Annotated in this window: 22 protein-coding genes and 1 pseudogene; 4 read left to right on the forward strand and 19 right to left on the reverse strand. The window is 53.7% G+C overall.

Annotated features, from left to right (window positions below):
• Positions 1-6: 6 nt before the first annotated feature.
• The 13 genes from BMZ24_RS14600 to BMZ24_RS14655 all read right to left on the reverse strand — a co-directional run bounded on the left by BMZ24_RS14600 (position 7) and on the right by BMZ24_RS14655 (position 11,339).
• The gene (locus tag BMZ24_RS14600) at positions 7-927 is read right to left on the reverse strand and encodes a SufB/SufD family protein (protein ID WP_092193500.1); all 921 of its coding nucleotides are present in this window, start codon (positions 925-927) and stop codon (positions 7-9) included.
• Positions 908-1,672, reverse strand: coding sequence for an ABC transporter ATP-binding protein (locus BMZ24_RS14605; protein WP_092193501.1), 765 nt, complete (start codon positions 1,670-1,672; stop codon positions 908-910). Before BMZ24_RS14605 ends, BMZ24_RS14600 begins: the two co-directional genes overlap by 20 nt.
• A gap of 236 nt (positions 1,673-1,908) precedes the next feature.
• Positions 1,909-2,532 carry a superoxide dismutase gene (locus BMZ24_RS14610; protein ID WP_092193502.1) on the reverse strand — a complete coding sequence of 208 codons (624 nt, stop codon included), beginning with the start codon at positions 2,530-2,532 and terminating at the stop codon, positions 1,909-1,911.
• 85 nt (positions 2,533-2,617) lie between these two features.
• Entirely contained in the window at positions 2,618-2,794 is a 177-nt protein-coding gene (locus BMZ24_RS19715) for a hypothetical protein (RefSeq protein ID WP_153304615.1), read from the reverse strand.
• 446 nt (positions 2,795-3,240) lie between these two features.
• Positions 3,241-3,987, reverse strand: a complete 747-nt coding sequence (locus BMZ24_RS14615; protein ID WP_092193503.1) for an amino acid ABC transporter ATP-binding protein — start codon at positions 3,985-3,987, stop codon at positions 3,241-3,243.
• Between the two features lie 8 nt (positions 3,988-3,995).
• Positions 3,996-5,087: an amino acid ABC transporter permease gene (locus BMZ24_RS14620; protein ID WP_092193504.1), complete on the reverse strand. Its 1,092-nt coding sequence runs from the start codon at positions 5,085-5,087 to the stop codon at positions 3,996-3,998.
• Positions 5,084-6,229, reverse strand: a complete 1,146-nt coding sequence (locus tag BMZ24_RS14625) for an amino acid ABC transporter permease (RefSeq protein WP_167364148.1) — start codon at positions 6,227-6,229, stop codon at positions 5,084-5,086. Before BMZ24_RS14625 ends, BMZ24_RS14620 begins: the two co-directional genes overlap by 4 nt.
• A gap of 100 nt (positions 6,230-6,329) precedes the next feature.
• Positions 6,330-7,346: an amino acid ABC transporter substrate-binding protein gene (locus tag BMZ24_RS14630; RefSeq protein WP_092193506.1), complete on the reverse strand. Its 1,017-nt coding sequence runs from the start codon at positions 7,344-7,346 to the stop codon at positions 6,330-6,332.
• 429 nt (positions 7,347-7,775) lie between these two features.
• On the reverse strand, positions 7,776-8,393 hold the full coding sequence (locus BMZ24_RS14635) for a nucleoside deaminase (protein ID WP_208599861.1): 618 nt from the start codon (positions 8,391-8,393) through the stop codon (positions 7,776-7,778).
• A gap of 72 nt (positions 8,394-8,465) precedes the next feature.
• Positions 8,466-9,773, reverse strand: a complete 1,308-nt coding sequence (locus tag BMZ24_RS14640) for a type II toxin-antitoxin system HipA family toxin (protein WP_092193507.1) — start codon at positions 9,771-9,773, stop codon at positions 8,466-8,468.
• Entirely contained in the window at positions 9,770-10,117 is a 348-nt protein-coding gene (locus BMZ24_RS14645) for a helix-turn-helix domain-containing protein (RefSeq protein ID WP_092193508.1), read from the reverse strand. The genes BMZ24_RS14640 and BMZ24_RS14645 overlap by 4 nt, the downstream gene beginning before the upstream one ends.
• A 392-nt stretch (positions 10,118-10,509) precedes the next feature.
• Positions 10,510-10,971: a hypothetical protein gene (locus BMZ24_RS14650; protein WP_143077925.1), complete on the reverse strand. Its 462-nt coding sequence runs from the start codon at positions 10,969-10,971 to the stop codon at positions 10,510-10,512.
• 5 nt (positions 10,972-10,976) lie between these two features.
• Positions 10,977-11,339 carry a tlde1 domain-containing protein gene (locus BMZ24_RS14655; RefSeq protein ID WP_092193510.1) on the reverse strand — a complete coding sequence of 121 codons (363 nt, stop codon included), beginning with the start codon at positions 11,337-11,339 and terminating at the stop codon, positions 10,977-10,979.
• A 485-nt stretch (positions 11,340-11,824) separates the two neighbouring features.
• On the opposite strand from BMZ24_RS14655, the gene BMZ24_RS14660 reads away from it, so the two are divergent.
• From BMZ24_RS14660 to BMZ24_RS19550, 3 genes and pseudogenes are all read left to right on the forward strand, one after another.
• The gene (locus BMZ24_RS14660) at positions 11,825-12,166 is read left to right on the forward strand and encodes a helix-turn-helix domain-containing protein (RefSeq protein ID WP_092193511.1); all 342 of its coding nucleotides are present in this window, start codon (positions 11,825-11,827) and stop codon (positions 12,164-12,166) included.
• Positions 12,150-13,406: a type II toxin-antitoxin system HipA family toxin gene (locus BMZ24_RS14665; protein ID WP_092193512.1), complete on the forward strand. Its 1,257-nt coding sequence runs from the start codon at positions 12,150-12,152 to the stop codon at positions 13,404-13,406. Before BMZ24_RS14660 ends, BMZ24_RS14665 begins: the two co-directional genes overlap by 17 nt.
• A gap of 89 nt (positions 13,407-13,495) precedes the next feature.
• Positions 13,496-13,642 (forward strand): annotated as a pseudogene (locus BMZ24_RS19550) (transposase); the annotation flags it as partial.
• Positions 13,643-13,744: 102 nt separating this feature from the next.
• Here BMZ24_RS19550 and BMZ24_RS14670 read toward each other — a convergent pair.
• Both BMZ24_RS14670 and BMZ24_RS14675 read right to left on the reverse strand, forming a co-directional pair.
• A complete protein-coding gene (locus BMZ24_RS14670; RefSeq protein ID WP_161949175.1) occupies positions 13,745-15,727 on the reverse strand; it encodes an ATP-binding protein in 1,983 nt (660 codons plus the stop codon).
• Between the two features lie 149 nt (positions 15,728-15,876).
• A complete protein-coding gene (locus BMZ24_RS14675; protein WP_161949176.1) occupies positions 15,877-16,740 on the reverse strand; it encodes a putative phage abortive infection protein in 864 nt (287 codons plus the stop codon).
• Between the two features lie 175 nt (positions 16,741-16,915).
• Here BMZ24_RS14675 and BMZ24_RS14680 point away from each other — a divergent pair, with 175 nt between their 5' ends.
• Positions 16,916-17,413: an ImmA/IrrE family metallo-endopeptidase gene (locus BMZ24_RS14680; RefSeq protein ID WP_161949177.1), complete on the forward strand. Its 498-nt coding sequence runs from the start codon at positions 16,916-16,918 to the stop codon at positions 17,411-17,413.
• Positions 17,414-17,473: 60 nt separating this feature from the next.
• Here the strand turns inward: BMZ24_RS14680 and BMZ24_RS14685 are convergent, their stop codons facing one another.
• From BMZ24_RS14685 to BMZ24_RS14700, 4 genes are all read right to left on the reverse strand, one after another.
• Positions 17,474-18,388, reverse strand: a complete 915-nt coding sequence (locus tag BMZ24_RS14685; RefSeq protein WP_161949178.1) for a nuclease-related domain-containing protein — start codon at positions 18,386-18,388, stop codon at positions 17,474-17,476.
• A gap of 428 nt (positions 18,389-18,816) precedes the next feature.
• Positions 18,817-20,445 (reverse strand): DUF3369 domain-containing protein, encoded by a 1,629-nt coding sequence (locus BMZ24_RS14690; RefSeq protein WP_092193517.1) that lies wholly within the window; start codon positions 20,443-20,445, stop codon positions 18,817-18,819.
• Positions 20,442-22,415 (reverse strand): sensor histidine kinase, encoded by a 1,974-nt coding sequence (locus tag BMZ24_RS14695; RefSeq protein ID WP_092193518.1) that lies wholly within the window; start codon positions 22,413-22,415, stop codon positions 20,442-20,444. Before BMZ24_RS14695 ends, BMZ24_RS14690 begins: the two co-directional genes overlap by 4 nt.
• A 137-nt stretch (positions 22,416-22,552) precedes the next feature.
• Complete coding sequence (locus tag BMZ24_RS14700) at positions 22,553-24,226, reverse strand: Na/Pi cotransporter family protein (protein WP_092193519.1); 1,674 nt, start codon at positions 24,224-24,226, stop codon at positions 22,553-22,555.
• Between the last annotated feature and the right edge of the window lie 119 nt (positions 24,227-24,345).

Here is a 24,345-nt window from a genome sequence, read left to right on the forward strand (position 1 = left end):
TGGTCATTATCTCAAGAACCCCTGTATAATCCGGTTAACCGCCGCATCATAATCAAGCCCGAGGCTCATAAGCTTCATCAGCTGGTCGTTGGCGATTTTACCGATAGACGCTTCATGCGTCATTTCAGCATCCGGGTGCAGTGCGCGCAGGGCCGGGATCGTTTGATTGCTGCCATTGTCCATGATGATGGCATCGCATTCTATATGACCATAGCATTTGGCAAATGCCGTCAGGTTGACATAAAAATCCTGGCTGGAATTGCCTTTTATAACGGAACGGGAAACGATATTCGTCTTGCTGTCAGTTCCGACCAGTTCAACTTCATTTCTGGATTCGGCCACCTGGTCGCCGTCGGTCATTACCCGTTCGGTGATGAGCAGCACGCTTCCCGCCCCGATTTTGGCTTCATTGAAGCGCTTGGCTTCATCCACCCCGCCCAGCTGCGTCAGCTCCATTTCCACTTGGGCGTTTTCCGCCATATAAACTTTTGTGGTAGGATTTAAAATTCGTCGACCCGTACCCTCACCAAGGGCGATATGCTTTTCCACATATTTTACTTTTGCACCCGCCTTGATCTGAAATTCATGGATACCGGAATGGCCTTCGGATTCCTTGCCCCCGCAATGAATGCCGCACCCGGCAATAATGGTCACATCCGCTCCTTCCCCGACAATAAATGTATTGTAGACCGTATCATGAAGTCCTGCCTGGGATAATATAACAGGAATATGAACGGACTCATTCACCGTTCCAGGCTTTATATCAATGATAATACCATCACCTTTTTCGTTTGTTTCGATATTGATATTGGCGGAGACCTCGCGGCCCAGAAGCTTACCGTTTTTTCGAATATTATAAGCGCCTTTGGGAATTCCTTCGAGTTCAGCAACTTCCTTTAATACCCTTCTATCGATAGCATTGAGCATTATCTTCTCCTTGACACAATTCATTGAACTTACAGACACTCGAATCCTCAAGTATCGATACCGCACCAGCAAGATCACCGGAATAACCGATTTTTCCGTCTTTGATCAACAAAAGCGTATCGGCGGCTTCAAGAAATGCTTTGTTGTGGCTCACCACAATAGTGGTTGTTTTGTTTTCTTTCTGTTCGCGTTTGAGCAACTCCACCATTGGACCGATGGTCCAGAGATCAATGCCGGTGTCTGGCTCATCATAGATTGCCACTTTTGGATTTTTAGCGATTACCGTGGCCAGTTCGATTTTTTTGATTTCCCCGCCAGACAGCTTGCTATCCACACGCTTGTCCAGAAACTCCAGAGAGCAGACGCCCACCCGGGAAATGATCTCAATGAGTTTATCTTCGTCATCAGAGCCTGCGGCAATCGATAGCAGATCCCGAAAAGTCGTTCCCTTGAATCGGGCCGGATGCTGAAATCCATAAACGATGCCTGCTTTGGACCGTTCATGAATGGGAAGCTTGGTGATATCGGACCCGTTGAAAATTATCTTTCCGGACGTGAGTTCATTGATCCCCATGATCAGCTTGGCCAGGGTGGTTTTGCCCGACCCGTTGGGTCCGGTTATGGCGTAGAATCCGCCAGCTTCAAACGTAAAACTCAAATCATGGATAATGGTCCGACCAGACGGACTTTGGGCGTCGACATCTGATTCCGGGACTCTGTACGTAATGTTTTTTAATTCCAACATGGCTGCACGCTTTCACTTAAATTTTTGGTTTCTGATTTCAATTCATAATCACATCCACTCATATAATTTGCGTCGACCACATCGCTCGCCAACGATGATTTGCGCTGGTTTCGAATGACTTGCGAATTCAGCCTGCGCCGCAAACTTGAAAGACAGGCAGCTTCACGCTCGGAAATTCCTGACGGCAAGCGCCTGTCCGCCACATCATCTGGATCAACGCACAACCGTTTCAACGGTCAGCAGCCGAGATTTTCCGCCGCAAAATCCCAATTGATCAACGTGTCCAGAACAGCCTTGACGTAGTCCGCGCGTCGGTTCTGGTAATCCAGATAGTAGGCGTGCTCCCACACGTCGATGGTCAGCAGCGGCTTCATGCTCATGGTCATGGGCACCTCCGCGTTTGCGGTCTTCACAACCTTGAGCATGTCGCTGTCCAGCACAAGCCATACCCACCCACTGCCGAACTGCGCCCCGGCCGCGGTCACCAGTTCTTTCTTGCAGGCATCGAGAGAGCCGAAGGATACCTCGATCTTCTTCTGCAACACACTGGCAGGCTCACCACCGCCCTTTGGCCTCAGGCTTTGCCAGTAGAAGGCGTGGTTCCATGCTTGCGCCGCGTTATTGAAGATGGCGGTTTTGTCACTCTTGCCTTCTGTCTCGCTTATGATCTTCTCCAGGGTCATGTCCGCATACTGCGTTTCGGCCACCAGCTTTTTCAGGTTGTCGACGTAGCCCTTGTGATGCTTGCCGTAATGAAAACCGATCGTCTTCGCGGAAATCACGGGCTCCAACGCGTTTTCCGCATAGGGCAGAAAAGGCAAAACCTGCGGGGATTCACGATTCAAGATGTCATTGCTCATAATTATTTCTCCCTTGCTGCTGTCGATGGCCGTCGGGTTTCATGCATGCCGAAGACCACGTGTTGGTTCATCAACCCGCCTCGTCTCATGCATAAGCCCGAACGGATTTTCTCCTGTCCCACTGCCGAGCCTGTGCGACGGCGAGAAAAATCTCAAGATCGTTGGCGTTTAAGTATCCAGCATCTTTCCCTTCATACCCGCCAAAACAATTATCACTCGCCATCGCATTGCCCTCTATTGCTTCAACCCATGAAAATCCCATGCGATAACTCAATGTATTTTTTCAGAGTATGCACTGTTATCATGAACACGATGCAAAGTTGAGCTTTTTCTTTACCAGAAGATCATATCGCAAAGTGCGTGCCGAATAGACAATATGAGAGTCTCTGTCTGCAACAGACCGAATCCATGGCGAAAATGCGGAAGAAAAAATGACGGCGCGTGGGATTAACCGTCAACGAAATCCTCGATATGTAATGGCTACGCGGAATATCACGGATTTTTCATGGCATGAGCCTATGTGGTGCCGGGGACCAAGAGAGGGACACCAGGCTCATATTCAAGAGAGGAGGACGAGGGTCAGGAAATGTTGAGGGACACTTTTCTGGAGAAACTCCAGAACCTTGAATTCCATGCGCAGAGGTCTGGGCATGGAATCAGGACGACAGGATTATTCAAGATTCAAGATCGGACCCCGCTCCCCTGGGATCAGTGGTGCAGGATCTGGCTGAGGAACTGTCTGGTGCGGTCGTAGCGGGGATTGGAGAAAAATTCCTCCGGGGAATTCTGTTCCACGATCTCGCCGCCGTCCATGAATATGATACGGTCGGCCACGGTCCGGGCGAAGCCCATTTCATGGGTCACGCACACCATGGTCATGTTTTCCTCGGCCAGGGAGACCATGACGTCGAGAACCTCCTTGATCATTTCCGGGTCCAGGGCTGATGTGGGCTCGTCGAAAAGCAGGATGTTCGGGTTCATGCACAGTGCCCGGGCAATGGCCACGCGCTGCTGCTGGCCGCCCGAGAGCTGGCCTGGATACTTGGCCGCCTGCTCGGCGATGCGCACCCGCTCCAGGAAATGCATGGCCGTGGCTTCGGCCTCTCTTCTGGGCATCTTCCGTACCCAGATGGGAGCCAGGGTGAGGTTCTCCAATACTGTCATGTGCGGGAACAGATTGAAATTCTGGAACACCATGCCCACCTCTCGGCGGATTTTCTCCAGCCCTTTGACGTTGCCGGTCAGCTCGGTGCCGTCAACGATGATGGTCCCTTCCTGATGGCGTTCCAGCCGGTTCATGCACCGGATAAGGGTGGATTTGCCGGACCCGGACGGGCCGCAGATGACGATTCGCTCGCCCCTGCGCACTTCGAGGTCGATATTCTTGAGGACGTGGAAGTCGCCGTACCACTTGTTCAGGCCCTTCACGTCGATGATGGTTTCGCTGGAAGTCATAAAGAACCTTACCTTTTGGTTTGGGGGCCGCGCTTTTCAAGGCTGCGGCCGTATCGGCTCATGCCGAAGCAGATGCACCAGTAGATCACGGCGCAGAAGACATAGCCCTCGACCTCATGGCCAAGCCAGTTCTGATCCTGGGAGGCGGCCTTGACCATGCCGAGAAAGTCCAGAAGCCCCACGATGATGACCAGGGATGTGTCCTTGAACAGGGCTATGCAACGCCCTATCAGGGACGGAAGCACGTAGCGCAGGGCCTGGGGAAGGACCACGAAGAGGGTGATCATCCAGCGGGACAAACCGAGGGCCTTGGCCGCGTCGAGTTGGCCGCTCGGCACCGCTTGCAGACCGCCGCGGACCACCTCGGCGATATAGGCCGACGAAAAGAGGATGATGCCCACCTGGACTCGCAGCAGATTGTTGATCTGGAGATTCACGGGCAGAAACAGCGGCATCATCACCGAGGCCATGAACAGGATGGTGATGAGCGGCACGCCCCGGATGAGTTCGATGAAACCAATGCAGATGGAGCTGATGCCGACCATCCGGGACTGCCGCCCCAGGGCCAGGAGGATGCCGAAAGGCACCGAGAACAGGATGCCCACCGCGGCCAGGCCCAGTGAGAGCATGAGCCCGCCCCACATGGACTGGTCCACCTCGGCCAGACCGGCGCCGCCACCCACAAGCCACACGGCGGCCACGAAGAGCACGGGCCAGGCTCCGGCCAGTACGCGCTTGCCGAACCGTCCGCTGACCGTGGCCGCGATCACGCCGGCGAACAGGATGGCCGCCGCCAGGGGGCGCCAGATCAACTCCGGCGGGTAGGTGCCGATCAGCATGACCCGCGCCTTGTCCGCGATGAAAGCCCAGCACGCGCCCGAGCCGTCGCATGCTTCGGGTCCGCCGGACCACACGGCGTTGGTGAAAGCCCAGGAAATCAGAGGCGGGATGGTCTTGGCCAGGACCAGCACGGCCAGCACCGTGAGCACGGAGTTGATCCAGCCCGAAAAGAGATTGGTCCGCAACCACAGGAGCACGCCCGAGGCGGCAACGGGCGGCGGAGCGTCGGGCGAAGGGATGAAGGTCTTGAGTTCGTTCATCGTTCCACCAGCTGCACCTTGGCGTTGAACCAGTTCATGACCAGGGAGACTATCAGGTTGATGGTCAGGTAGACCGCCATCCACATGCCGATGATCTCGATGGCCTGGTCGTTCTGGCCGATGATGGTCCCGCCGACGGAGACCATGTCCGGATACCCGATGGCCACTGCCAGGGAGCTGTTCTTGATCAGACTGGTGTAATCGTTGGTGGTGGCGGGGATGCAGACACGCAGGGTCTGGGGCAGGATTACCTTGCGCATGATCGGTCCAGGGCTGAGCCCCAGAGCCTTGGCCGCATCCAGCTGTCCCGCGTCCACGGACTGGATGCCGCTGCGCACATTCTCGCCGATGAAGGCGGCGGTATACAGGACCAGACCGATGAGCAGGGCGGAAAATTCGGGCCGCAGCACCATGCCGCCCTTGAAATTGAACCCGCTGAGCACGGGCGCGTCGAATTCGAGCGGTTGCCCTGTGAGGAAATACGCGGCAGCGGGAAGCCCGAGGATCAGCCCGAGGGACATCCACCCCGAATGCAGGCCACGACCGGTTTCATCGCGCATCCGCCTGGACACCCGCACCAGGACCACCGAGGCCGCAATGGCCGCAACCAGGGCCAGGATCACCCAGCCCATGCCATCCTGGAAAAGCGGACGGGGAACATACACGCCCCGGTTGTTGATGAATATGTCGCCGAAGGGAACCAGGCTCATGCGCGGGGACGGCAGGAAGGCCAGCAGCGTGGAGTAGCAGAAGAACAGGGTCAGCAGCAGCGGGACGTTTCTGAGCACCTCCACGTACACGGCGGCCAGATGAGCCACCAGCCAGTTGCCCGATACGCGGGCCACGCCCACGATGATCCCGAGGAACGTGGCCAGCACGATGGACAGGGCGGACACGAACAGGGTGTTCAGGATGCCCATGGCGAAGGCCCGGCCGTAGGAGGCTGCGGGGGTGTAGGGCAGCAGGCTGTCGTTGATGGGCAGGCCGCCCTCCACGGACAGGAAGCCGAAGCCCGAGGCGATGTTGCGCGCCTCCAGGTTGGCCTGGGTGTTGTGAAACAGTTGCAGGGCCACGTAGATGATTGCTCCGACCACCAGGACCTGGGTCAGCAGAGCGGGCAACTGTTCTTTCAGTTTGGACATGTTCAAGACGGCTAGCTTCCTTTTGGGGGAGTAAACAAAGGACCGCACCGGCCGATTGTCCCGGCCGGTGCGGCGTGCGGATTTCTTTCGGTTCGGCCCGCTAGCGGATGGGCATGGCGTAGATCAACCCGCCCTTGTTCCACAGGTTGTTGTAGCCGCGTGGGATGTTCAGGGCGCTCTTGGGGCCGAAGTTGCGGTCGTACATCTCGCCGTAGTTGCCCACGGCCTGGATGGCCCGGACGAGCCAGTCGTTGTCCAGATCGAGGAAGGAGCCGGTGTCGCCGGTGGCGCCGAGCATGCGCTGGATCAGCGGGTCGGTGGAGGAAGCCTTCATCTCCAGGACGTTGGCCTGGGTGATGCCTTTTTCCTCGGCTTCGATGAGGCCGAAGAGAATCCAGGTGACCAGATCCTTCCACTGCTGGTCGCCATGACGGACGAAGGGAGCAAGAGGTTCCTTGGAAAAGACCTCGGGCAGGATGATGTGCTGATCGGCATTGGCGGCACCAGCCCGCAGGGATGCCAGCTGGCTGACGTCGGTGGTGAAGGCGTCGGTACGGCCGGCCACATAGGCGTTGAAGGCCTCCTTCTTGGACTCGAAGACGACGGTTTCCAGCTTGATGCCGTTGGCGCGGGCAAAGTCGGCCACGTTCAGCTCGGAGGTAGTGCCGGAAACCACGGCCACGGAGCCGCCGTCAAGGTCAAGGGCCTTTTCCACGCCCAGGCTCTTCTTCACCATGAACCCCTGGCCATCATAAAACAGGACAGCAGTGAAATCCACGCCCTGCTTGCAGTCGCGCTTCATGGTCCAGGTGGTGCCACGGGACAGGTCCACCTGTCCGGAGGATACGGCCACGATCTTCTGCTTGGAAGCCAGAGGAACGAACTTGATGGCTTCGGGGTCCTTCAGCACGGCAGCGGCCACGGCGCGGCCCATGTCCACGTCGAAACCGGCCCAGCGGCCGTTGGAATCCGGCGCGGAGAAACCGGCCACGCCTTCGCTGACACCCAGAATGAGCTGGCCGTCCTTCTGCACCTTTTCCAGAGTGCCTGCCATGGCTCCAGTGCACACGAAGACAAGCATGACCACTGCCAGAAACAGTTTGCCTATAGTTTTCATCCTCTCTCCTTGGATAATGCGACCGATTTGGAGTTGGCCACAATGTTACGGGAATGTTACAGAGGTCTTGCAAAACATGTGACTGGGTGTCAATGAAGTGCGCGATAAAATTACGAGAAGTCCAAGCGTCCCCCACGAGTGTCATTCCCGCCTTCAAGGGGATGACGTGTTTTCAGAGGATGGGAATTTTTCGAAAGGAAAGACGACTTTTGCAAGAAGCGAAGAGGCAAGAGACCAGGGACCTGGCCACTTGGAAATGAAAACCCGAGATGGATCAAGATTCAAGATCCGACGCAAGACACAAGAAGGAAATCACACAAAGCGGAACGGGTCAGCTTCGATTCCGATCAGGACAAACGCCCCTTCTGCTTTCAGGATCGGCGTTGATATCAGGGCGTATTTTTGTCCTGCACGCCCCGGAGCGGACGCTCAGTCCACCCCGAGCCGGGCATTATAGACAAACGACTGGCTGGTGGCGAATTCCCGGTAGGCTTCCAGGGCTTCCGTCCGCAGGACATCCTCCACCACTTCTATTCCGCGCCGTGACAGCTCGGCACGCCAGTCGGGGTGCACCGGACCTTCGTCAAAACCGGTGATCTCCTCAAGTTCGGGGCCCTCGCCCGCAATCACCAGCGAGCGGACGCCCGACCACAGCACCGCTCCAAAACACATGGCGCAGGGCCGCCAGTTTACCACCAACTGATGAGCAGGCAGCTCGGGGGCGCCCAGGTCGTAGACTCCCAGCAGCTTCTGCGCCAGGGAAATAGCCATGACCTCCGCATGCGCCGAGGAACACAGAAAGGGCATCACCCGGTTGACTCCGATCACCACGAGTCTGCCCGAGTCCCGTTCAAAGATGCCTGCCGCAAAGGGCCCTCCGGTGCTGTTCTGAAAATTCCGGCGCGAAAATTCTATAACCGCCGCCATCCGCTCCTCCACGCTCACGAGGTGTTTCGGCAGGGCATTGAGTTCCTCGATGGCCCATTCAGGCAGATCCAGGGTAAAACTGGTATTGGCGCGGCTGTATGCGTTCTTCGTATTCGACATGTCTCACTCCTTCTCACTCTTCATTGATGCGGGCCAAGGCGAAATTTCAGCGAACGCCCTGTGCGGCGGGTTTCATCGAATGAACTCCACTCTCAAGGCGGCCTGAATCTTGTCCCGCTGCGCCGGATTCACCTGCGCCTCGTCAGCATAGTCCAGCCAGCGGGCAACGACGCCCTGTACTTCGGCAACGATCGTTTCCGCTCGTCCGCGCTTCATCGAGGCGCTCTGTGCGCACGCCTTGAAATCGTCCAGAGTGAAGCCATCCCGTTTGCCATTCAGGGTCATTTGGTGGCGCGCTGTCCATTGCCCGTTTGGCTGATAGCTGTAGGTCATGTCAAACGCCGGTGAGAGCGACCATTTCCCCGTCCGGTCCATCAGAAAAGCAATGTTCTTGACGTGGTCATCCTGGTTGCGGGCAACGACATTGAACACCATCCGCCGGAACTGCTCCTCGATGGCCGCCATCGGCAGTCCCAGTCGGCGGATGACCTGCAAGGCCTGCTCATAGCCGTATGCGCCGGCCTGGTTGAAATCATAATGGGCCATGCCGCACAAGGATTGCATGTGCAGCTTGTCTCCGCCATCCAGACGGTCGAACCGTTTCGTCATGAAATGGCGACGACCGTTCTCCTCGAACAGGCGGCTTGGGCTCATGGTGATTCCCGCGTCGACGGCCATTCGATAATAGGCGTATTCGATCGCGCCGTATCCCTTCGGGTCCTCCTGTTCCTTGTCCTTGTTGCCGCTGACCCCGTCGAACTTCATCAGCCAGTATTCAAACCCGCTACCCGCCTTGACCTGGCCCGAGCGCACTTCGCCCGTTTGCGGATTCCAGGCGATGATCGCCTTGGCCCGCGCCCCGCCCGCGGAAGTTCCGACTTGCAGAATGTCCCGCAGTGCTGTTTCCTTGCCGTCCTCCTTGACCCAGCCGCGCAGGTTGTCGCGATGGGTCAAAACCTTCGAAGCCAGCTCGACCAATTTGTCGACTTCGATCCGGGACGTGCCGGACGCGTCCAATCGGATTGACGGAACATATTCAAGCGCCCCCATGCCGCGCGAACCGGTATAGCAAAGACGTTCCACCGCGTTGAACGATTCCGGCAAACGACCGGACCGGGCAAGCCAGGCATCGATCAATGCATTGCCGAACCGGTCGGGCAACGAATCCGCGAGCAACCCCGGCAGACCGTGGAAGGTTTCCGGTCGCAGCGATGGAAAGGAGTAGAGTCGGCGGGAAAGAGGCATCATCAGCGGGGCCACCTCGATACCGCTCCTGCTGAACGCCGTGTCGTATTCAAACATCGCGCTCGCAGCCCCGTCCTCAAGAGACACAGCGCCGATCGTGCTCCCCCACAGCTTGACCGTTGCCGTCGTGCTCATGCTTCATCACCCCACTGCCACGGCCCTTCCTGTGCGGCCTGCCGCTTGCCGCTGGCCCTTTTGCGCGCCTTGCCCTTAAGCCTGACCAAATCCATGGGCCGGGGGACGGCCTCGGGCACCAGCGTTTCCAACCGGTCCAGGAGTTCCAAAGCCCGCAGAATCCGGATCAAGGTCGACATTTGCGCCGTGGCCCCAGCCTCGATGCGCTCCACCGTCCGCTTCGAAACCCCCGCCTGGTTCGCCAACATTTCCTGGGTAAACTGAAGTTCCAGCCGACGCTGCACAATCCGCCGCCCCAGCTCTGTCAGAATGGCTTCGTCCGTCAACAAACCTTCGATCTTCATCTCCGCGACCTCCGTAGGTAAAAAATCATATATCGCAATAACTGACGACAAACAACTTAAAAAAGCTTATTTTCGCCATTAATGACGACTTACATAAATGAATTTGATAAATTTGAAAGGGATGGTGGAAAGACGTTTGGAACGGCAGGAACGATTAAATATTAGTACAATAATTCAGGATGTTGAATAAAAATTCGCTGAAAAATTGAAACTATGATTTGTAGATTTCGCGTTTGTCTTTCGGTTATTCACATCAAGGATTAGCCAAAGGCAGACTTGATAATCATACAAAAGGACACCTCCGAAAATAGCAGATGACCGAGTCCTCTGCTGTATCGGAGTTGGGAAACACTCATATCGGAGGTGGCCAATGGCTAACCCCGAAAGTAGAGTTATTGTTCTTTGTTATTGAGTTCTGCGTATTCCGACTTGATCTCCTTCAGACAGAGACAACGAAACAATTCCTCTTTCCCGTTATTCATCGTGAAGACTTCAAGGGCATTGATGGCGTTGCCGAGCCATGTCTTCAATGTGATTTCATCTGTTTCGAAAAACGGATCCATGCAGTAGCGCTGTGGCTTAACGCCTGCTTTCGACAAGAGGCGTATTGCGGCAACCGTCTGAGAAGGAATATTTTTAGCCACGCTAACTCTCCATGTCGTGGCAATTGCGGCATCGGATTCTTTGTACATGCTCAACAATATATCCATATTAGCCTGGATATCTTCGCAAGATTTTGTTATGATATATTCATTTTTTTTGTTAAATATGACTTGCTCTTCAAATTCGTCTGAAGAATAGGAATTGTTGCTCAATAAAAAAATTAATATCAATGTAACAATGCTATATTTCACGATTTTCATCTCACTATAAGGCTAGTATCACCGCTTTGACTGATTGCAATTCTTGCATTTCTCGGCAAGACAATACAGCCGCTCGAAGCTAATCCAGGCCGCCTGGCACTATCGCCATGAATCTGGAAAGAACGGCGACCATGCGCAGTATGACCGACAGGATTGAGCAACAAAATCATTTGTCCTGTTTGAGCGCTATTACGTAATTCAGAGTCAATTCTCCATGACCCTCTTGGTATGGGACCTTCATTGACGATATTCTCGGATGCAGGTTGATTTCGATGCGGAGGATGGCCGCTGTATCCTTGATATTCCTCCCCTCCGGGACCAGTAATTCTTCCTGATTGCTGATCATAGATCCAAGGCATAACATTCTCCTCTTGTTTGCCAGTAGGTGGAGTTCTGGCGTTTGACGGGATAATGAGAGGAATCGTAATGAATGGAATCGGAGAAATAAATGGGTGTAGAGTCTGACTGAGCTATGGGATATATACTGTCTGACCAGTATGCCGGATATTTTGAACTCGGAAGATAAAAGGCAGAAAAGCCAAAGGCAGACTTCCCCTATTCTTCAAGATTCAAGATCTGCCCCTTATTCCTGCATGATGGGTGACTGGTGCGGCGAAATACGTCGACATCGCAAAGCTGATATTTCGAGAAAGGCAAAAAGCAAAGAAATTCGTTGTATTATCAAGTAGTTTTGTCCGAGGCGAGAAAACCTGATTTTCTGGCCCGAGGGAGTAATTTCTCTTGACCTCGGTCCTTTTGATGGCTGACCCTTGACTCACCGAGGCATGCGCGCTTTTGGATGATTCATATTGCACAAATAGGTATAACGACATATATATGATGCATGTCACCCAAGAAAACATCCGCCCACGACCTGCCGGGGAGCCCCGCCGCCAATCTTGAACGCCTGGGGGACAACATTCGCGCCGCCCGGAAGCTGCGCGGCCTGAGCATGCAGGACCTGGCCGCGCGCACCATGACCACGCGCGAGACCATCCGCCGCCTGGAAAACGGGCACCCCGGGGTGTCCCTCGGGGTGCTGGCCCATGTCTTGTGGGTTCTGCAGCTCGACGACCAGCTTGGCGGCATGGCCTCCCTGGAATCCGACCCCGTAGGCAGGGCCATGGCCGTGAGCAGACTGCCGCAACGCGTTACAACGGAGGTGAGCGATGCCCTCGACTTCTGAGCGAGCAGTGGTCTTCATCCGCCTGTCCGGCATGGACTACGTTCCTGCGGGGCTGCTCAGGCATGATGACCGGGCATATTTCTTCCGCTACGGACGCCGGTATCTTGAGCGGCCAGACGCCATTCCCCTCGACCCGGCCCGGATGCCCCTTGCCGACATGGAGTTTTCCGGAAGCACCCTTTTCAGCGCCCTGCGCGACGCAGCCCCGGACCGCTGGGGCCGCAAAGTGCTGGGACTCATGGCTGGTCGCGCCCCCGGAACGCTGAGCGAATTCGAAGTTCTGACGGCGGCCCATCATCCGCAGCGCATGGGCGCCCTGGCCTTCGGCCCCACACCGGACGGTCCCGCGTCCCTGGCTCCCTGGGCCACAGGCGATGCATTCTGCATGGTGCCCGAAGACCTGGGGCGGGTGGCGGCCATTGTCGCCCGCGTCGATGAGGTCGAGGACGACGAGGTATTCGATGCAGTGCGAAGCGGCATGCCTGAAGACGCGTTCCTGGCGGCCCTCGCCTCCAGCCTGTCCCTGGGCGGGGCAAGGCCCAAGGCCATGATCACCCTGGACGGAACGTCCTGGATCGCCAAATTCTCCAAACGCGGGGACCCGTGGCGCGAACCCGTAGTCGAGCACGCGACCATGACTCTGGCCGCACGCTGCGGCATCACGGTCGCATCGACGCGGCTGATGGAACTGGACGGGCATTTCGTCCTGCTGGTCGAGCGTTTCGACCGCCTAAGCGGCGGCTCGCGGCACGTCATTTCGGGCTTCACGGTGACGGGGGCCGAGGAAGACGGCGACTGGGGCAGCTATCAGAACCTGGCCGAACAGGCCCGCAGGCTCGGCGACGCGGACTCCGGCCCGGAGATATTCCGCCGCATGGCTTTCAACGTCCTGTGTTCGAACCGGGACGACCACCTGCGCAACCACGCCTTTTTCGTCTCGCGCAAAACCATCGCCATGACCCCGGCCTACGACCTGGTGCCATCCGCCATCCGCTTCAGGCAATGGGACCTGTCCCTGCGCTGCGGACTGGAAGGCCGCGCGGCCACACGATCCAATATCCTGAGCGACGTCCGACCCTTCGGGCTCAGCGAAAGTGAGGCAAGGAGAACCTGGGAAGAAATGTGGGAAACGACCGCAGGCTGGCGAGAGCATTTCGCCGGGCACGGCGTGACAAAGCGGGAGATGGAGGAGCTCAGTCAGCGCTTCGCTTTGGCGAAAGCTGCATCAACGGGCCCATAGCCATGAATCTATTTCTGGCATAAAAGGATGCAACGTAAAAAAATCAAGATTCAAGATCTGACCCTCGACTTTGGATTCCTTTTGACCCCAGATTCCTTTCCAATGCGAGGCTCGAGGGTTACAAGGGCCTGTTCCAGGCGGCGAGAGCCAAAGCCCGAGGATACCGAAATGTGGAGAACTTCATCACCATGGCCTACCTGATAGCGGCTCCGATCCAGGTCTTGGTGACTTCATGAATTCCACATCAAACGTCGAAGAACCAGATAAATCAAGATTCAAGATCTGACCCTCGACCCCTGCTATAAATAAAGTTGTAAGTATGCGTAAGTTGGATAGTGCTACAAGAGACCGAGTTTATCAAAAAGGATGCGATTGCGCTTCTGCGCATCTCCAATAAGCTTGTTGTACGGGATGATTTCTACATTCAAATTAAATTTGCTGTGACGGCCATACCACAATTGGCCATCTGGTGTTTTTTCATATGAATATTCGTTAGCGCGATCCTCAAGTTGTTCGTCCATATCTGCTATTATGTAGGCGTAATAGCGAGTTTGATCAGAAACTGGAGGCTTTTTGCCTCGATCATCACGCACGTCTCCTGCTCTTACGGCTTTAGTATAATCGAGGATTTGCTGAATTGGGCATTTGTGGTGGCCTGATTTCACAGGGCGCTTGAATTCAATAATGACAACAGAGTTAAATGGATCAGATCGATTCAAATCTTCACCTACGAATGAGATTATATCGGGCTCTCCGTTACTTTTAGTGGCGACAACCTTATTTCCCTTTAAAGATTTGTCCGACATGAGATAATTATGATACGATAACCTCTCGTCAATAATCCAGAGGTTATGGTCGCCAAACATGATCTCATCTGAAGTCTTATACCGAGGAAATATTATCTCGTGAATCTCTTCTTCTTTATGGAGAATTCCATTGTCGTCACAGCCAATACAGTCGTCAGCGACGTCAAGTATTGCTCTTCGTTCCATAATATAGTCAGCAAGTTTGTCACGCTGGATATTCGCAGAATTTTCTAAAATTTCTTTAAGTCTTTCTTTTCTCTGGTGAACGCTATCTTTGCCTTTTTTTTCAAGGTATATTTTGACTTCGGAGCGATAGCGTTTGATATTCTGTAAGTACTGCTTTTCAAGTTCAACGATCATGTCGTCTTCTTTGGCGCCGAGAGGAATTTCGTCAATGATTGCCGGATTCTTGTGTACGACCCCTCTATATCTAGGATGCTCGTAGTTTACAATTTTATTGACACGTTGCGTATGTTCCTCAATTGCATTCTTGGCTAAGGGCTTCAGGTAACTATTAATAACTGATCCTACTTTTTTCTTGATCACGTCGAGGCGTACCGTATCGTCGCCAAAAAGAAGTCCTGATCTCGCTATATTAAATTCTGTTCTGCTTTCATTCACGTGCTTCGTTAGGTAGTCGCTGTGAACATATGTACATATATGCAGTGGTTTGTCCTCTAAATATATCTTTCCGCTTGTATAGTTTGAAAATAAACTATCTGAATAGTCTGTCACAACCCTATTTGACGCGCAGAAGAAAACACGGTCTTTGTCATTCACTGTCGTATTTACAAATACGATTTCTGCGTAAAATTCTATGTCGTTTTCTATAAATTTTCCACTCTCTTTGTTTTTACCGTATAGGTCGCGATAAACGTCTGATATGCTATACGATTCGCCGCCTTCATTGATTATTATTTTTGGAGCTTGATCAAATATATAATAGCAAAGGAAGTGGCTTGCTATGCGTTCAGCAATTTTTTCTAGTTCTTTTGGGAAATGCTTAACGTATTTGTCACGAAGATTATGTAAAGTAATTTTTGTGTAAGTGCTTTTGTTAACACATTCTTTACATTCATGATTATGAATTCCATTTTCTGTTTCACAAAATTCAAATATGCGTTTATATGATTTTCCATCTTTAAAAAAAATACTTTCTATAGATGCTTTGTGAAAAACTTTAAGCCAAGTTAGCCTTCCAACTCCCTTTCCGCCAATATTTGCCTTCAACTCTGAGTCTAGTCTGCAAAAAGATTCAAAATTTATATCTGTAAAACCTTCTCCGTCATCGATTATCACCACGCTTTTAAATGGTGGCAGCGGCATTCTTTTGTTAGATAACCGGAGAGTCTTGTCTCTATCGCGTTCAAATTTAATTGAAACATTACCGCTTGTGTTGTTTTGAGCAAATGAGTCAATAGAATTTGAAATTGCCTCGTAGATGGGAATGAGAGGACGAGAAACGGGGCAGTCGAATTTTCTCAGTCTACCAAGCAGACTCGCTGTAATTGTCATGAGTTTCTCCTCAAATTTCATACGAGAGCGATCAAGCCAAGCCGGTCTCACCTATACGTTAATTCTTACCTTTTGTGTTCGACTGCGTATTCCGGTCCAAACTGACCACGGATACCGGCGGAAACTGACCCTCGACTCTTGTCATTTTTTTATAGAATATCATGGTATATAAAGTTCAGCGACTTGATGATTATTTTTGGGGCATTTAAAAAACTATCAATATATATGTCTATTCTATGCTCGAATGCGCACTTTTTGTACTTTCCCGCACTGTAATTGTCGAATAGAATTCTCTTATCTAAGTTATGAAACATGCAATGCTTTTCAAGCAAGGACTTAATTTTTGATTGTTTGCGTAATAATTTCGCGTCACCGTTCATTAGTGAGTCATAGTAAAGCAATGCATATTCATAGTTATTAATTTGAGCCCTGAGTATTCCTGTAAATTGATTTTTAATTTTTGCATTGCTATTTTCGATATACTTTAGTAGATGATAAAAATTTCTAAAATATGGACTTAAAATATTCTCAGTGCATTCATTGAATATGTTATGGCAGATTTTAAATATATCATGCCTGTCTTTATTTATTAAGCCATAATCATCCCTATACATATCAAGCCTATCATCTATTATATCTTGAATTGATATGCGTATTTTTGGCATTGTGTGTTCATAATCCGGATTATTTGCTTTTGTATATATAATTTTCAATAATTCATAAAATTCAAAGAAAATGTCGTGATTCACAGACCTATCTTCAAAAATATCGTATTTGACTTTATCTTTATTACTAATATGTATATTTAGGAGATTAAAAAAATTTATTTCAAACTGCTGTATGCTAAAATTGTATGCCTGAATTATGATTGCATACACTGCTCCTGCTGAAGCAAGCGCAGCGAATAGTGCATTGATCGGTGAAAATGTATTTTCTAAATCGGAATAGCCAAAGAAATTTGGCAAAATCCACCATTGCTTGTAAAATATATGACCGCCAATCAGCCAGAGCATTATGAAAATGATTAGGAGGGAAAGAAAGGGAATTGCTCGCATCGCTTTGTGATCGCAGGGGTTGTTTTTGTTATTTTGATAATTACATCTTATCTCATGAAGGTGGATTTGAAAAGACTTGTCAATGTGTGTATTTTGTGAAAAAATATTATTCTTAATTACAGGGGATGTTACGATGCCTAGAATGTTAGATGGGGAAATTCCCAAAAATTTTGTGCGCAATAAGGCTACAGAAGTGCGTAAAAAGTATTTCAAAGATTATCGCTCACCTCAGGATGCTTTTGATGCTATTTTTTGTGAATTTAATGGAAGTGTGGAATATGTTGAAGGGGATGACAGGGAGGAGACGCTACGTGTCTATCCGAATAGTTTTGTTATTTTTCTCCCTTTATCTTCTTCCAAGGCAAGAGATAATTTTACGGTAGCCCATGAACTTGGTCACTTTTTTTTACATACCGAAGATAAGGGTGACGAAATTTTGAGGTTCACACGGCGCGGCAGTAATCGCCGTGAATGGGAAGCAAATTGGTTCGCAGCAGAATTGTTAATGCCTGAACGTGAATTTAAAAAAGCTGTATTAGAGTTAGGTTGTGACGAAATTGAGCTCGCTTCTAAATTTGATGTTTCTGTAGCCGCTGCAAGTGTGCGATTAAGTTCATTGGGCCTGTGTTAATAAAACGACTAGGGACAGATATTGAACATTGATTTTTTCTAGCATCAAAATTTGCAAACATTACATCCCCTCCTGACACTCATAACAAAACGCCTTCCCCCCAAACCTCTCCTTATTATTCCAACAAAACCGCGCCACATTGCCCGGAATCGCCGTCCTACACTTGAAGCAGTAATACTTCCTTTCCACCTGCCCTTCAGCGCCGTTACTTCTATCAATCACGGTCTGAATTGGATCAGTCGCTGCCTCGATCCCGAACCTCTTCCGGTAGTCAATTGAGGCGCTGGAATGGTTCGACCGAAGGGATTCCGCGAAATCGGTCACGGTCTTGATCGTGGACATGTTCCCCATGATGGCCAGGCCCTGCAATGGGTTCATCTTGTCGACAACCTCGTCGATTTTTGTCCGCAACGTATCGGCCTTGATCACCATGTCGGTGTCGAACGTCTTTCTGTCCGGCCTGGAAATGACGGACTTCGGGGACATGAGGATCAGGCTTCTGTAGCGGGGGACTATTGGGATGCCGAGCCTGCTGGGAGTGAGCCCGCGATCTGCGATGAACTTTTCCAGCAGGAAGATGTGGCGTTTGTTCTGTTCGATGGGTGAGGGGATGCCAAAGGAATGGGAGCCGCTTTTGAGAGTGAATTCTCCGCTATCGTTGATGGCCACTTCGTAGGAGAAATTCTTCGATTCGATGACGTAGATTTCAAAGAGGCGGTTGATCAGCAGATGGTCGATCTGGGCCACGCTGCCCTGGTGCTCGATGCGCAGGTCGTGGACCACGCACCAGTTATCGGATTTGCCGAAATAAAAATTGATGTAATAGGCGCAGTCCTCCTCCCCCGCTATTCCGGCCTTCATGGCCCGCAGCTCGCGTTCGATGAGAAAGCGCTTGCCTTGAGCGTCGACCTGCTTCAGCAGCGCATCGAGTTCGGCAATATCCCTGTCCTTTGGATCTCGAATCTTGATGATCATTCCCGGCCTCCGGATTGCAGCAAATGCGTCGGTTAGCAACAAAGATTGATTTGAGCAAGGAGGGTATGATTGTAAGACATAGGTAGCAATCATTATTTTGTCTGACTGCGGTACCAGGATCATTTAGTATTGATATGAAAGAGCGAGGATATTCGCCGACGGGCTAGTGTTGTATCGACCAACAGTCTGGATAAAGACATGCCTTTGCATCAAGTTACATCTGCGCAATATGCACGGCAACTCGTTCGACTATTTCCGATGCGACCCGCACGTTGAATTTTGTCATACGCGGTGAAAACCGACCTGTTTAACTACCGGCGTCTCGTCGTTTCACGCGCTCGGCCGCCAGCGAGTCGTCAAACCGGGAAGCCGCAGGGGCAGGCGGTTTGGAGACGATGAAACGGCAGGCAATTCAAGAAGTTCTTGCTTCATTCGGAGCGGGCGGAGCGGTCGGAGCGGTCGGAATCCGCCGGGAGCGCTTCCCGGCTTCCCAGGCAGACCCCGCACTCGTCGTGGTATTCTTCCCAGATGGCCATGAACTCCTCCTTGTTCTCCAGGAGGATATCGACCAGGCACGGGTCAAAATGCTTGCCGCTCTCTTCCAGAAAATATGCGAAGACCTTGTCCCAGTCCCAGGCCTGATGGTAGACGCGCTTGTTGGACAGGGCGTCGAACACGTCGGCCACGGCCACGATACGGCCGTGAATGTGCGTCTCCTCGCCCACGAGCCCCTGCGGATAGCCCTTCCCGTCCCAGCGCTCGTGATGCAGCAGGATGATCCGCGCCGCTGTCTTGATGATGGGGCTTGTCGAGTTCACGAGCAGGTCGTAGCCGCGCTGCACATGGCTCTTGATGATGTCGTATTCCTCCGGGTTGAGCGACCCGGGCTTGTTCAGGATGGAATCGGGGATGCCTATCTTGCCCAGATCATGGGCTGTCGAGGCCAGTTTGAGCATTTCCGCCTGCTCCTCGCCAAGCCCGTATTTCAGGGCCATCAGGCGCACATACTCCGAAACGCGCCGGACATGGCTACCCGTTTCGGCCGAGCGGCACTCCATGGTCTCGGCCATGTGGAAGATGACTTCCTTTTGCGTGTCCTCAATGCCCTTGTTCAGATACAGGTTGTCGAAAGCCAGGGAAACATTGGTAAAAAAGAGTTCGAGCAGATCATGGTCGTTCTCGTCCAGATCCTTTGAAATTTCAAAATACAGAAAGTTGTCCGAGCCCGTCTTGCTCTTGAAGTACCAGGCGCACTTGTCCTCCTCGCAATAGAAACCATGGGGCTGAGTCCTGGCCCGGTCGAGGGCCCTATGCACGGTTTCGCTCTGAATCTGGTCGATGGGTTTTTCCAGATATTTGCTGAACTCCCCGGTGGCGGCCAGAACCACGGACTCGCCCTTTATCCCCGAAGCGGTCAGCCCGGAGGCCTGCGTGAACACTGCGTCATTCTTGAGTTGCAGGATGGAGGTGAGCTGGCTCAAGACTCCGCAGCCGAGTTTCTGCAGGGACTGGCGTTCGAAGATGTCCGAAGAGGCCTCGATGATGCGCCGCAGGCCATTGCGGTTGTTCTCGATGGTGGTGATGAAGTTGTAGCTGCGCAGGGCCGAGATGAGCGTCACCAGCATCTTCTCCAGGGTCAGCTCCGTTTTTTCCTTGTAGTCGTCGATATCGTACTCAAGGATGACTTTCGCCGCCGGAGCCTTGCCCGGCTGTCCGGTGCGCAGGATGATGCGCACGGTGTACTCGTTCAGCACCTCGCGGATATATTTGACAAGCAGCAGCCCGCTGTCGTCGGTCTCCATGACCACATCAAGCAGAATCACGGCGACGTCGGGGTGTTCCGCCAGCACTATCTTGGCCTCTTCCGCGCTGTAGGCATGCAGGAAATTGAATTTCCGGCCGCGATACTCCTGACCGGCGAGCATGTAGGTGGTGACGCTGTGCACGTCGGCCTCGTCGTCCACGATCAGGATCTTCCAGCCGTCATCCCCCGCCGCCTGGGCGGGAGCCAGGGGCAGGGTCTCGTCCTTGAACAGGATTTCGTCGTTACCGGTCATGTGCTCTCTCTTTTCAGGGGCATGCGTACCTGAAACGTGGTGCCCTGGCCCGGGGCACTGCAGCAGGTGATGGTGCCACCCAAGGTGCTGGTCACGATGTTGAAGACGATATGCAGGCCAAGCCCGGTGGAGCCCTTGGCCCGGGCAGTGGTGAAAAAGGGCTCGAAGATCCTGTCCTGATATTCAGGGGGGATGCCGCACCCGTCGTCTGAATAGGTCAGGCTCAGCATGTCGTCGTTTTTTGCGATTTCGATGCGTATCAGCCCCGTCTCCTTTTCGCCAAAGGCATGGGTCAGCGAGTTGACGATGAAGTTGGTCAGTATCTGGGAAAACGCACCGGGATAGCTGTCGATGACCAGATCCTCGTCGCACTCGACCTCGATCCGATGCGTGGTTCTTTTCAGCTTGGGCCTCAGGCTGAGGAGCACCTGCCCGATGTACTCGCGCACGTTGAAGCTCCGGCGGGATTCGGAAACCTGATCCGCCGCGACCATCTTGAAGCTGCGGATCAGATCCGAGGCGCGGTTCAGATTGATCAGGCTCATCTCCACACCCTCGCGAGTGGACTCCAGATATTCCGACAGGTCGCTCCGCTTCATCTCGCCTGTAGAAAAAAGATCGCTGATGACCCGGTTCTTTTCGGCCAGGGTCGATGTGGCGGACAGAGCCACGCCCACAGGCGTGTTGATTTCGTGCGCCACCCCGGCCACCAGCCCGCCCAGGGCGGCGAGCTTCTCGGACATGACCAGCTGCCCCTGGGTCTGACGGAGATTTTCAAGGGCGGTTTGCAGCTCCCTGTTGGCCTCGGCCAATTCGGCGGTACGGGTCACGACCCGCTCCTCCAGATCCGTGTTCAGCAGGCAGCACTCCTCCTCGGCCCGCCTGCGCTCGGAATCCTGGATCTGCAGACTTCCGGCCATGCGGTCAAAGGCGGCCGCGAGCACCCCGAGCTCGCCTTCTGCGTGGTCAAGATCCGTGCGCGTGCTCAGATCGCCTGTCCCAAGACGATCCGCCGCCGCCAGCAGCCGTTTCAGTCGGCGCATGATGGTCAACTCTCCGACGAACCGGGCCACCGCCACGGCCAGAACCGTCGCCAGCAGCAGAAGGAACGTATTGCGAAAAAGCGCCCGTCTGACCTCGGCCAGCGCCAGGTCTTCGGGCTGGCCAAGGCGGATCATGAGCGACCTTGACGGATCTTCCCCGAACTGCAGCCGCTTGAAGCTGTAAAGACGGCGCACCCCATCCACGCCCTTTTCCAAAAAAGTTCCCTCGGCACGGTCCCCGGACATCCTCGTTATCATCCGGGGAAGATCTGGCACCCATGTATATTTTTCGGTTTCAGGAAACCGGGTCAGACGCATGCCGTCGGCATCGGTCAGGGTGAAGATGGACCCCGCGGGCAGATGGGCCTCGGCAAAAATGCGCCCGAAATAGCTCAGATCAAAGGAGGCCGCGAGCACGCCGCGCAGCGACCCTTCCCGGTCAACGACGGGCTGGGCGAATTCGACGACAACGTTCTGGGTGCCTGGGACCAGATGATAGCTGCCCATGCTGAAATGCATGTGTTCCCTGGCTTCCTGCAGGCAGGCCCACTCCTCCCCGGAGGAAAAGGAATCCGCCGGAGAAGCCGACACCATGCCCCCTTGCGGATCGTACAGGGCCAAGGCTGCGTAGACGCCATTGCGGGAGAGCATTTCCTGCAGCAGAAGTCTGGTCCCCTGCGGGTCGAGCATCTGTATTTCGCGAGCCTTGGCCAGGGTGGCCAACAGCAACCGCGCGTTGTCCACAACCTGTTCATGACTTGAGGCCATGACCTGGATCTGGCGCAGGGCCGCCTCCTCGGCGCTTTCTATCATGTTCACCCGCAGCGTGTAGCCCGAGAAAAGCATGATGCCCAATGCAGGCAGCACGGCCAGGAACACCAGGAAGACCAGCGTGGCGCGGATGGAATGAAAAAATGGAAATCTCATGCGTCCTCCGGCAAGCCGAAAAGGCCTGAAAAGCTTGCAGGCTTTTACGAGAGGAATACCGGCGCAGGGCGATGGAGGCAAGGAATTCCCGCAAGACATTGCGTCTTGCGGGAATCTCAGGGAAAAAAGCTGGGAGTCTAGTTCTCGGAGGTCACGGAGCGGGCGATGGAGTAGCAGTAATCGCCGATTTTCTCGAGCCGGGCCAGAAGGTTGATGAAGGTCAGGCCGCCTTCGATCCCGCACTTGCCGATCTTGAGCCGCTCGATGTGGGATTCGCGCATGGATTCACGCATGGAGTCGATGGTCCGTTCGGCCTCCTCGGCCTTCTCCATCAAACCCTCGGGCTCCCTGATCAGGGCGTCGCTGATCATCCTCAGGAATTCATCGACCTTGGCGGCAATAATGAACAGATCGCGCATGGCGACTTCGTTGAACTTGAGCTCCTTGTCGACGATGTCCTCGCAAAGCAGCCCGAACGCCTCCACGGCATCACCGATGCGTTCGAGGTTGTTGACGACCCGCATCTGCTCGGCGATGTCATTGGAGATGGCCTCGTTGATCTCGCTTTGCATGGTCTTGGCCAGGAAGGTCGAGATGGCCCTGTGCATGGCGTTGACCTGGTCCTCGAAGCGCTGCCGCTGCCGGATGGTGCGATGGTCCCGCGTCTCCAAGCATTCCAGGGCGTTGTTGTACGCCGCGCGCACGGTCAGCGACATGCGGTGAATTTCACCCCGCACCTGGGCCAGGGCGGCCACGGGATTATCTTCGACGTGCTGGTCAAAGACCGGTTGCCGAAAGAGGGAGTCGCCCGTGGTCTTGTCCTTGGGGGAGAGCCAGGTTCCCACCCGAACCAGCAGAGGAAGGAAAACCAGAAAAACGAGAGCGTTGGTAAGATTGAAAAGCGTGTGGCCGTTGGCCAGATAGCGGGCCATATGGGGATATTCCTCACCCACATGGAGGTCCCAGGGCTCTGCACCCATGACGTTTTGGGTGATCCATTCCACCCCCTGCAAAAACCAGGGGAAAATGAGCAGCATGATCATCACCCCGAGCACGTTGAACATGGTGTTGGAACGCGCCGCCCGATGGGAGTCGATGTTTGACGCCCCGATGGTGGCCAGTTCGGCCGTGATGGTGGTTCCGATATTCTCGCCAAGAACCAGGGCCATGGCCGAAGGAAAGTCGAGCAGGCCCTGGGTGGCCAGTGCCATGGTCAGACCCACCGTGGCCGAGGAGGACTGGAGGATCATGGTCAGCCCGCAGCCGGTGGCCACGCAAAGAAGTATCCCGCCAAAGGATGCGGCGTTGAATTTGGTGAAAAAGGCTATGAACTCTGGCTCCACCCGCAGCGGCTTAAGCCCATCGCCCATGACCGTCATGCCGAAAAAGAGCAGGCCGAAGCCCAGAATGACTTCGCCCAGATAGCGGTATTTCTTGCGCGTGGAAAAATATTTGAGCGGAACCCCGAGCGCGATGGCCGGCAGGGCGAGGTTGGAGAGTTTGAAGGCGATGAGCTGGGCGGTCATGGTCGTGCCCACGTTGCAGCCGAGCATCACGCCCACGGCCTGGGTCAACGACATGAGCCCCGCCGAGACGAAGCTGATGAGCATGACCGTGGTGGCCGAGGATGACTGCACCAGGGCGGTCACGGCCGCGCCCGTGGCAAAACCCACCACCCTGTTGTCGGACACGGCTTTTAAGACGTTGCGTATCCTGTTGCCTGCTGCCATCTGCAGGCCCTCGGTCATGAGCTTCATCCCGAGGATGAAAATGCCGAGTCCTCCAAGAGTCTGAACCAAAATATTGAGCATAGATTATCCATGGGAGTTTTTGTGACGGTTGTATGACAAAGACGCGAAACCCGCACCTCTGTAGAGCATCTTGGGCGTTAAGAAAAGTTTTTTTACGATTCGGAAACAAAACTGTCACA

Origin of the sequence: Desulfomicrobium norvegicum, from assembly GCF_900114595.1 — a bacterium.
Lineage (GTDB): Bacteria > Desulfobacterota > Desulfovibrionia > Desulfovibrionales > Desulfomicrobiaceae > Desulfomicrobium > Desulfomicrobium macestii.

Excerpts from the sequence above, each read along its gene's own strand:
- BMZ24_RS14655 (WP_092193510.1), bottom strand. The coding sequence starts at position 11,339 with ATGCCTTGGATCTATGATCAGCAATCAGGAAGAATTACTGGTCCCGGA.
- BMZ24_RS14635 (WP_208599861.1), bottom strand. The coding sequence starts at position 8,393 with ATGTCGAATACGAAGAACGCATACAGCCGCGCCAATACCAGTTTTACC.
- BMZ24_RS14630 (WP_092193506.1), bottom strand. The coding sequence starts at position 7,346 with ATGAAAACTATAGGCAAACTGTTTCTGGCAGTGGTCATGCTTGTCTTC.
- BMZ24_RS14660 (WP_092193511.1), top strand. The coding sequence starts at position 11,825 with ATGTCACCCAAGAAAACATCCGCCCACGACCTGCCGGGGAGCCCCGCC.
- BMZ24_RS14665 (WP_092193512.1), top strand. The coding sequence starts at position 12,150 with ATGCCCTCGACTTCTGAGCGAGCAGTGGTCTTCATCCGCCTGTCCGGC.
- BMZ24_RS14700 (WP_092193519.1), bottom strand. The coding sequence starts at position 24,226 with ATGCTCAATATTTTGGTTCAGACTCTTGGAGGACTCGGCATTTTCATC.
- BMZ24_RS14680 (WP_161949177.1), top strand. The coding sequence starts at position 16,916 with ATGCCTAGAATGTTAGATGGGGAAATTCCCAAAAATTTTGTGCGCAAT.
- BMZ24_RS14690 (WP_092193517.1), bottom strand. The coding sequence starts at position 20,445 with ATGACCGGTAACGACGAAATCCTGTTCAAGGACGAGACCCTGCCCCTG.
- BMZ24_RS14625 (WP_167364148.1), bottom strand. The coding sequence starts at position 6,229 with ATGTCCAAACTGAAAGAACAGTTGCCCGCTCTGCTGACCCAGGTCCTG.
- BMZ24_RS14685 (WP_161949178.1), bottom strand. The coding sequence starts at position 18,388 with ATGATCATCAAGATTCGAGATCCAAAGGACAGGGATATTGCCGAACTC.
- BMZ24_RS14615 (WP_092193503.1), bottom strand. The coding sequence starts at position 3,987 with ATGACTTCCAGCGAAACCATCATCGACGTGAAGGGCCTGAACAAGTGG.
- BMZ24_RS14620 (WP_092193504.1), bottom strand. The coding sequence starts at position 5,087 with ATGAACGAACTCAAGACCTTCATCCCTTCGCCCGACGCTCCGCCGCCC.
- BMZ24_RS14610 (WP_092193502.1), bottom strand. The coding sequence starts at position 2,532 with ATGAGCAATGACATCTTGAATCGTGAATCCCCGCAGGTTTTGCCTTTT.
- BMZ24_RS14695 (WP_092193518.1), bottom strand. The coding sequence starts at position 22,415 with ATGAGATTTCCATTTTTTCATTCCATCCGCGCCACGCTGGTCTTCCTG.
- BMZ24_RS14600 (WP_092193500.1), bottom strand. The coding sequence starts at position 927 with ATGCTCAATGCTATCGATAGAAGGGTATTAAAGGAAGTTGCTGAACTC.
- BMZ24_RS14605 (WP_092193501.1), bottom strand. The coding sequence starts at position 1,672 with ATGTTGGAATTAAAAAACATTACGTACAGAGTCCCGGAATCAGATGTC.
- BMZ24_RS14640 (WP_092193507.1), bottom strand. The coding sequence starts at position 9,773 with ATGAGCACGACGGCAACGGTCAAGCTGTGGGGGAGCACGATCGGCGCT.
- BMZ24_RS14670 (WP_161949175.1), bottom strand. The coding sequence starts at position 15,727 with ATGACAATTACAGCGAGTCTGCTTGGTAGACTGAGAAAATTCGACTGC.
- BMZ24_RS14675 (WP_161949176.1), bottom strand. The coding sequence starts at position 16,740 with ATGCTCTGGCTGATTGGCGGTCATATATTTTACAAGCAATGGTGGATT.
- BMZ24_RS14645 (WP_092193508.1), bottom strand. The coding sequence starts at position 10,117 with ATGAAGATCGAAGGTTTGTTGACGGACGAAGCCATTCTGACAGAGCTG.
- BMZ24_RS19715 (WP_153304615.1), bottom strand. The coding sequence starts at position 2,794 with ATGGGATTTTCATGGGTTGAAGCAATAGAGGGCAATGCGATGGCGAGT.